General features: G+C 55.4%; 6 protein-coding genes, 1 other RNA gene and 2 pseudogenes. 4 read left to right on the top strand and 5 right to left on the bottom strand.

What is annotated here, in order from left to right:
• Positions 1 to 53: 53 nt before the first annotated feature.
• Positions 54 to 329 (bottom strand): annotated as a pseudogene (locus HX884_RS24160) (fimbrial protein); the annotation flags it as partial.
• Between the two features lie 356 nt (positions 330 to 685).
• Here HX884_RS24160 and HX884_RS24165 point away from each other — a divergent pair.
• Together HX884_RS24165 and HX884_RS24170 are read left to right on the top strand one after the other, a co-directional pair.
• Positions 686 to 1,345, top strand: coding sequence for a helix-turn-helix domain-containing protein (locus HX884_RS24165; protein WP_058684476.1), 660 nt, complete (start codon positions 686 to 688; stop codon positions 1,343 to 1,345).
• A 66-nt stretch (positions 1,346 to 1,411) separates the two neighbouring features.
• A complete protein-coding gene (locus HX884_RS24170) occupies positions 1,412 to 2,041 on the top strand; it encodes a helix-turn-helix domain-containing protein (RefSeq protein ID WP_062934311.1) in 630 nt (209 codons plus the stop codon).
• Between the two features lie 44 nt (positions 2,042 to 2,085).
• Here the strand turns inward: HX884_RS24170 and HX884_RS24175 are convergent, their stop codons facing one another.
• The 3 genes from HX884_RS24175 to HX884_RS24185 all read right to left on the bottom strand — a co-directional run bounded on the left by HX884_RS24175 (position 2,086) and on the right by HX884_RS24185 (position 5,829).
• A complete protein-coding gene (locus tag HX884_RS24175) occupies positions 2,086 to 2,280 on the bottom strand; it encodes a YdiH family protein (RefSeq protein ID WP_178328915.1) in 195 nt (64 codons plus the stop codon).
• Positions 2,281 to 2,365: 85 nt separating this feature from the next.
• Complete coding sequence (gene menI, locus HX884_RS24180; protein WP_058684477.1) at positions 2,366 to 2,776, bottom strand: 1,4-dihydroxy-2-naphthoyl-CoA hydrolase; 411 nt, start codon at positions 2,774 to 2,776, stop codon at positions 2,366 to 2,368.
• Complete coding sequence (locus tag HX884_RS24185; protein ID WP_020688342.1) at positions 2,773 to 5,829, bottom strand: FAD-binding and (Fe-S)-binding domain-containing protein; 3,057 nt, start codon at positions 5,827 to 5,829, stop codon at positions 2,773 to 2,775. The genes menI and HX884_RS24185 overlap by 4 nt, the downstream gene beginning before the upstream one ends.
• Positions 5,830 to 6,028: 199 nt before the next feature.
• Between HX884_RS24185 and ydiK the strand changes: the two genes are divergently transcribed.
• Positions 6,029 to 7,144 carry an AI-2E family transporter YdiK gene (gene ydiK, locus HX884_RS24190; RefSeq protein ID WP_178328916.1) on the top strand — a complete coding sequence of 372 codons (1,116 nt, stop codon included), beginning with the start codon at positions 6,029 to 6,031 and terminating at the stop codon, positions 7,142 to 7,144.
• 209 nt (positions 7,145 to 7,353) lie between these two features.
• Positions 7,354 to 7,461: antisense sRNA RprA (gene rprA / locus HX884_RS24195), an RNA gene on the top strand.
• Positions 7,462 to 7,466: 5 nt separating this feature from the next.
• Here rprA and HX884_RS24200 read toward each other — a convergent pair.
• Positions 7,467 to 8,531 (bottom strand): annotated as a pseudogene (locus HX884_RS24200) (glycoside hydrolase family 3 C-terminal domain-containing protein); the annotation flags it as partial.
• Positions 8,532 to 8,585: the final 54 nt, after the last annotated feature.

Consider the following 8,585-nt stretch of genomic DNA (forward strand, 5'->3'; position numbering starts at 1 on the left):
CACAACCCGCTACGGGGGAGACTTACCCGAAATCTGATTTATTCAACAAAGCCACCATCAAAGCGAACCTTCGCGTTGGTCACCGTCACCGGGCAATTTTTCAACACGATATTAAATTGCGTGGCTGCGGTTCTGGCCCCGGTGGTTGGAAACTCGGTCTTATAATAATCACCTAATACCACCACCTGGTTCTGCGAAGCCACATCAACGTCACAGGCGGAATCCAGAATATTTCCGTTAAAATTAACGGTACCTGCTGCGGCGAAAGCGTGGGTTGCTGTCAGGGCGGATCCCACTGCCAGCAGGGTTATCATCATTTTATTTTTCATCATCAAATCCTGTATCACTTTATTTATTACTGAAATCCAGATTACATAATTCGGGCTTCATCAGCCGATGACCGAAATTTATACAACTCTTTTTCGGTACACAATCTATTTTGAGGTCTAGCTGTAGACTTCTCTTTAACAAAATAAATACATTTCAGTTTTGAAATTTCTTAAGCCTTTCTATTTTCAGTCTACTTTTAGACCCCTAATTTACGTCCTTAGAATTCATATAATTAGGCTCGTCATTTACTGTGGTCTATTTTTGGACCCATCTTAAATATTCCACGACTCGCTGTTTTTTAAGATAATTCTCTATATCGATCAAATAATGATCGCGTCCGTGAGTGAGGTATCTGATGAACACCCGAATGGCTCCCAGTCTCGATAATGAAAAAGCCACCGTGCTTACGGCTAAACCCTATAAGCACATCGAGAAATTAATTGATCATCTTCTTCCGTTGGCAGAGAGGCGCATACTGTCCCGGGGGGAAGTGCTCCACTATTATGCAAACGACGTGCGTCAGTGTTTTTTATTGCTCCAGGGCAGCGTGGCGTTGCACCGTCGGGGAGATGGCATCGTCTTAAATTCTGAATCCGCGCCGTTTATTCTTGGCGTGAGTAGCCAGTTCTCCTCAGAGCACCTGTATGTCAGGGCGCTGGAGACCTCCGAACTCGCCGGGGTTTCGCTGGAGCGTTTTAACAGCGTGATTGCGCAACACAATTTGTGGGAGCCGTTTTCGCATCTGCTGATCTATACCGCCTCCCGGGTCTATGAGCACTGCTCCCGGATCTCGCAGATGTCGGCCTATGACATCATCCGTTTTCAGCTGGTTGAATTGATGCAGGAGCCCGAAGCAATACGGCTGAACACCACGGCGGCCGCCTATATACAAAGTCGCACCTGGCTTTCGCGTAGCGGGATAATGCGGATCCTGGCCGAACTGCGCACCGGGAAGTACATTACGATGGAGCGCGGCGTGCTGCTTGATGTCCACCATCTGCCGCGGAAATACTGATTCAGGTGATGTCGGTAATAAGGAGTAACGCTATAATCAGAAAGACGATTCTTTCAGGTTCAGGTTATGTCCTCCACAGAAAAACCCCATCGTGGTTCTCCCTATGCGCAAGCGCTGATTACGCACTTACAACCTTACTCTACTGTCCGTCATCTCGATCGCGGGGAGCAGCTGGATCTGGTGGTTGATGGCCGGGGAATGAGTTATTTGATTCTGGAAGGGACCGTTGCCATTTACCGACGCAGCGACAATCTGATGCTGTCGACCGCGAAAAGCCCGGCGTTATTTGGAGTGGCTAATATTAATGACATCTTTTTTGACGACTACCTGAAAACGGTGACCACCTGCAAGATTGGAACGCTGACCGCAGAGCAACTCCACGTCATTATCCAGGAGAAGGCGCTGTGGGGGTTGATATCAAACCACCTGATGTTTATGTACAACCGGCTCTATAACACCGTCATGCCAAAGGGTGCCCCGACGGCCTATGAGATGATCCGCCAGCAGCTGATGTTATTAATGAATGAAGATGAATCTTATCGCCGGGAGATAACCGCAGAACGCTACATTCGCGATAAAACCCAGCTTTCCCGCAGCGGCGTGATGCGTATCCTGGCCGATCTCAAAACAGGGGGCTTTATTGAAATGGAAGATGGCAGGCTGATTAAAATCAATAAACTTCCCGCCCGGTACTGAATTGCAGACACAAAAAAGGCCGCGCTCGCGGCCTTTTCATTCTCTCAATGGACGTGAACGCCCAAGCGCCAGGCAAAATAGATCTCTTCTTTCAGTTCATTCGAAGAGAGCGCCAGCAAATCTGTAAACTCCAGTTCAAGCTGTTTCAGCTTTTTCAGGTACTGCGCCGGAGACAGGTTGCTGTTATCGCGACGTAAAAATTCAATTGCCAGTTGCGTTGGGGTTATTTCAGTATCCATGATGTCCTCACTTGTGTACAAATCCTGACCAGTATATCACAACACCCTGGCGATATTTTGACCAAATGCAAAAACATCAGGAAATTTACACCACCGCCGTCGTCAGCCTGGATGAGCAGCACAGCCGATCCTGCTCATCGAGAATATCAATCCGCCACACCTGATGACGGCTACCGGCGTGCAGCGCGCGGCAAATACCGCGCACGCGCCCGCTGCGCACCGAGCGAATGTGGTTGGCGTTCACCTCAAGCCCGACGACCTTCTGCTCCCCTTCGGTGCAGAGATACCCCGCCACCGAGCCCAGGGTTTCGGCCAGCACCACGGACGCACCGCCGTGCAGTAAACCAAACGGCTGGTGCGTACGATGATCGACAGGCATGGTGGCCTCCAGATCGTCTTCGCCGATGCGGATAAACTGGATATCCAGCAACCCGACCATATTCCCCTCGCCCATGGCGTTTAATGCCTGTAGCGTGACGGCACGTTTCCAGATCATCCGATAATCTCCAGTAAAGCCTGTAACGGATGGCGTACCCCGTTACCTTCAACACGTTTCACCTGGCTGCGGCAGGAGTAGCCCGTTGCCAGGCAGCGGTTTCGCGGCAAGCGCTGCATCGCCTGATGCCATGACAGCTCGTAAATACCGAGCGAGTTGGCGTGATTCTTCACTTCATGCCCGTAAGTGCCTGCCATGCCGCAGCAACCGACGCTGACGCTCTCAAGCTTCGCGCCAAAGCGGGCAAAAATAGAGGCCCATTGCGCAGGTGCACCCGGCAGCGCGGTGACTTCGGTACAGTGGCCAAACAGGTACCACGGCTCACCGCTGACCTCCATGGCGCTGGTCTGCTCGAGGGCCGCCGGCAGCCACTCGTGCACCAGCATAACGTGGAACGCCCCGCGTTTATCGCCCAGCGTCTGCTTATATTCATCGCGATAGCAGAGCACCAGCGCCGGATCGACACCCACCATCGGCATGCCCAGCCCGGCGACCCGGTTAAGGAAATCAGACGTTTTTTGCGCCGTTTTCGCGAAGCGGTTGAGGAAGCCTTTAATGTGTTGCGCCTTACCGTTGGGTGAGAACGGCAGAACCACCGGCTGATACCCCAGTTTTTCCGCCAGACGGACAAAATCGGCCACCACCTGCGCGTCGTAATAGCTGGTAAACGGATCCTGCACCACCAGCACCACCTTCGCTTTTTGCTCAGGACTTAACGCCTCAAGCTGCTCCAGGGTCATGTTTGCCGAGCGGTGCCCCACCAGCTGACGCTGCAGCGACGGCACCGAGAGCAACGGCAGATCCACCATCCCGATATGTTTTTCGGAAAGCTTGCGCACCAGCGGCTGATTGATAAAGAAGTTGAACGTTTTTGGCGCCCGGGCCATCAGCGGGGCATAGCTCTCCACCGTTGCCACCAGATGGTCGCGCATCGGGCGCAGATAGCGCGTGTGGTAGAGCTGCAGGAAGCGCGAGCGGAACTCCGGTACGTCGATCTTAATCGGGCACTGGGTCGAACAGGCTTTACAGGCCAGGCAGCCGGACATGGCCTCTTTCACCTCATGGGAGAAATCATACTCGCCCTTATTCGCATGCCAGCTGTTGCGGGTGCGCTCAATCAGGGAACGCAGGCTGGCCCGTTTTTCCGGCAACTCCTGCTCCAGCTTGAGCGGGTCGATACCGCGATCGGCCAGCAAACGCAGCCATTCGCGTACCAGCGTCGCCCGCCCTTTTGGCGAATGAATGCGGTTGCTGGTGATTTTCATCGACGGGCACATCGGGCTTTTCACGTCGAAGTTAAAGCACAGGCCGTTGCCGTTACACTCCAGCGCCCCACGCCAGGACGCGCGCACGGCAATGGGGATTTGTCTGTCGTACGTGCCGCGCTTGACGGCATCCACCTGCAGCATGGGCGCGTCCACCCCCTCCGGCGGACAAATTTTCCCCGGATTGAGACGGTTATTGGGATCGAACGCCGCTTTGACCTTGCGCAGCTCGCCGAAGAGCTGTTCACCGAAGAACGCCGGGCTGTACTCGGCGCGGAACCCTTTTCCGTGTTCCCCCCACAGCAGACCGCCATATTTCGCGGTTAAGGCCACCACCTCATCGGAGATCTGTTTCATCAGGATCTCCTGCTGCGGATCGCACATGTCCAGGGCCGGACGCACATGCAGCACCCCGGCATCAACGTGGCCGAACATGCCATAGCTCAGGCCGTGGCTGTCCAGCAGCGCACGGAATTCAACGATATAATCCGCCAGATGCTCAGGAGGGACGCAGGTATCTTCGGCAAACGGAATCGGCTTCGCGGCGCCTTTGGCATTGCCGAGCAGCCCCACCGCTTTTTTACGCATCGCGTAGATACGCTCAATGCCGGCCAGGTCGTTACAGAGCTGCCAGCCAATGACCCCACCTTCGCCGTGGGCGATCAGTTCATCAAGCCGCTGACAGAGCGTGGTCACCTGGCTATCGATAAGTTCTGCATCGTCTCCGGCAAATTCAACGATGTTAAGCCCAAGCATCTCTTTGTCCGGCACATCGGTAATCAGCTCCCGCACCGAGTGCCAGACGATATCTTCCCGCGCCAGATTAAGCACCTTCGAGTCAACGGTTTCCACCGACAACGCCTGCGCCTCCACCATAAACGGGGCATTACGCAGCGCGGAATCAAAGGAGTCATATTTGACGTTCACCAGGCGGCGCACTTTGGGCAGCCGGGTGATATCCAGCCGTGCCTCGGTAATAAACGCCAGCGTTCCTTCGGAGCCGGTCAGCACGCGGGTCAAATCAAACTGAGTCAGTTCGTCGTTAAAGACATGACGCAGGTCGTAACCGGTCAGGAAACGGTTCAGTTTGGGGAATTTGTCGAGGATCAGCTGGCGGTTATCGCGACAGCGTTCCAGCACGGTGCGATAGATGCGCCCGCTTGCGGTGTTCTCTTTACCCAGCGTTTCAGCCAGCTCAACCGGCACAGGCTGGGTATCCAGGATATCGCCGCCCAGCAGCACCGCCCGTACGCCCAGAACGTGATCGGAGGTTTTTCCGTAGACCAGCGAACCCTGCCCGGAGGCATCGGTGTTGATCATACCGCCGATGGTTGCCCGGTTGCTGGTAGAAAGCTCGGGCGCAAAAAAGTAGCCGTAGGGCTTCAGATACTGGTTGAGCTGATCCTTAATCACGCCCGCTTCAACGCGAACCCATCCCTCTTCAGGATTGATCTCGATGATGCGGTTCATATAGCGCGACATATCAATGATGATGCCCTGGTTCAGGGCCTGGCCATTTGTTCCGGTGCCGCCGCCGCGCGGGGTGAACACCAGAGCGCTAAAACGCTCTTGCGTCGCCAGCCGGGCAATCAGCGCCACATCGGCCGTTGAGCGTGGAAAGACGACTGCATCGGGAAGAAGCTGGTAAATACTGTTATCGGTCGCCATCGTCAGCCTGTCGGCATAGTTCGTGGCGGTATCACCTGTAAAACCCTGTTGCTCCAGTGCCTGCAAAAAATTAAGCACCAGCTGAACGACGCCAGGTGCTTGAGAAATCTGTGGGATCATGACTGTCGACCCTAATTAGAGTAGTGTGAAATCGTTTGCGTTGTGTCTGGAAAGTTTTATCACATTTTTTTCTTATGTGCTTCGCTGAATTACGGGCAAAATCCGCCTGTCAAAAATCGCTGATATCATTAATGATTAGAGTGACGCGGTTATCCGTTCCCGCCAGCCTCGCTGGTGTTTATTAAGGAAAGTTTCATTTATGGTCAATCTTCGCCAGCCCAGGGATGTTGCGCAAATTTTGCTGTCGGTGCTGTTTCTGGCCCTCATGATTATTGCGTGTCTGTGGATTGTTCAACCTTTCATACTTGGCTTCGCCTGGGCCGCAACGGTGGTCGTGGCGACCTGGCCGGTGCAGTTACGTTTGCAGAAACTGCTGTTTGGCCGCCGTGGTCTGGCGGTACTGGTCATGACCCTGCTGCTGTTCCTGCTGTTTATTATTCCGATTGCGCTGCTGGTGAACAGCCTTGTCGATTCCAGTGGCCCGGTTATTCGCGCCGTCACCAGCGGTGATTTAACGCTGCCGGATCTCGCCTGGCTGAACAGCATTCCGGTGGTAGGCGCCAAACTTTACAGCGGCTGGCACAGCCTGCTGGAGATGGGCGGCAGCGCGTTGATGGCGAAAGTGCGTCCGTATATTGGCACCACCACCACCTGGTTTGTGGGTCAGGCGGCACATATTGGTCGCTTTATGATGCACTGTGCGCTGATGCTGGTATTCAGCGCCCTGCTCTACTGGCGCGGTGAGCAGGTAGCGTTGGGCGTACGCCATTTCGCTACCCGACTGGCCGGTAAACGCGGCGATGCCGCGGTTCTGCTGGCGGCGCAGGCCGTGCGGGCGGTTGCGCTTGGGGTGGTCGTCACGGCCCTGGTGCAGGCGGTGCTGGGCGGTATTGGCCTGGCCATTTCTGGCGTGCCGTACGCTACCGTCTTTACGGTGGTGATGCTGATGACCTGTCTTGCACAACTGGGGCCGTTGCTGGTGCTGGTCCCCAGCATCATCTGGCTTTACTGGACGGGGGATACCACGTGGGGAACCGTTCTGCTGGTCTGGAGCTGCGTGGTTGGCACCATGGATAACGTGATTCGTCCCATCCTCATCCGCATGGGCGCGGACCTGCCGCTGATCCTGATCCTCTCCGGCGTCATTGGCGGGTTAATCGCCTTTGGGATGATCGGTCTGTTTATTGGACCGGTGCTGCTTGCCGTCACCTGGCGTCTCTTCTCCGCCTGGGTACACGAAGTGCCGCCGCCGGGCACCGACCCGGATGTGATTTTGAGCGAACTCGAAGAGCTGGAAGAGAAGAATACGCAGTAAAAGGGATTGCCGGGTGGCGTTGACGCTTACCCGGCCTACATTCTCCCTGGTAATACTTAAATGTTGCTAAACTATTTATTCGTTGCGCACTGGTCCGACCCGCCTTTTTTGCTCTAAGTCCGCTATTCACCTCAAGAAATCTTTACTTCTCTTTAACTATTGAGACGAATCTGATCGACGCTCAAGGTTGGCATGCCTACTATTAGCTCACGGTTATAAATCAACACCTTGATTTATAAGCATGGAAATCCCCTGAGTGAAACAACGAATTGCTGTGTGTAGTCTTTGCCCATCTCCCACGATGGGCTTTTTTTTATCCTGGCTACGCGAGCTGAACCTGACAGGTGCTTAGCATGCGCCATTCAGCAGGCAGCACCCGCGTCTCTCCCGTCACATTGACCGTCACCACGTCGCGAATATCCGCCGACGATGCTCCCACCTGCAGCTCAAACTCGCCCGGCTCGACAATGCGTTTGCCGTCCCGACGGGTAAAGTTGAACATCTCCACGGGCAGCGTAAAGGTGAGCGTGGCCGTTTCGCCCGGCGCGAGCGCCACGCGCTGGAACGCTTTCAGCTCCTGAAGCGGCCGCACCTGCGTGGCAACCTTATCCCGGACGTACACCTGCACCACCTCGCTGCCGCTGCGTTCACCGCGGTTGGTGACGTCAATACTCAACACAACTTCGCCGTCCACCGGTACGCTGTTTTGCGCGAGGCGTGCTGCGCCCCAGTTAAATTGCGTCCAGCCAAGGCCGAATCCAAAGGGATAGCGGGAGCCAAAGTGGAACGCGAATGGCGTGCCGCCGCTTTTCAGCTTGTGGTTGTAGTAGTACGGCATGGCGCCCGCACTTTTCGGCACGCTCACCACCAGACGTCCCTGCGGCTCCGCGCGCCCGGTTAACACATCGGCAATTGCCCAGCCCCCTTCCTGCCCAGGCGCCCAGGCCATCATCAGCGCCGCGACCTTATCTTCCAGCCCCTGAAGATTGTACGGCCGCCCACCGGTCATCACGACAATCACCGGTTTGCCCGTGGCGACCAGGGCTTCCAGCAGTTGTTGCTGAACGCCAGGCAGGTTCAGGGAATCGGTATCGGATCCTTCCCCTACCGTGCCGCTCTGGAACAAACCGGCGAGGTCGCCGACGCAGGCCACCACCACGTCGCTCTCCTGCGCGGCGTTCACGGCTTCGGGGATCAGCGCGGTACTTTGCGACACCGGCGACTGCTGCATCGGTTTGCCCCCGCTGTCACCCGGGAAGACCGGCGCGCCCGCCATTCGTTTTTCGATGATGTGACACCCTTTGGCATAACGCACGTTCGACGCGCCCAGATAGTGCTCCAGCGCCGCGCGCGGAGTCGTCACCTGTGACGTTTCGTCAACCATATCGCGACTTTGTTGAATAAATCGAACTTTTGCTGAGTTGAAGGATCAGATCACGCA

Origin of the sequence: Enterobacter sp. SECR19-1250 (assembly GCF_013391025.1) — a bacterium.
GTDB classification, from domain to species: Bacteria; Pseudomonadota; Gammaproteobacteria; order Enterobacterales; family Enterobacteriaceae; genus Enterobacter; species Enterobacter cloacae.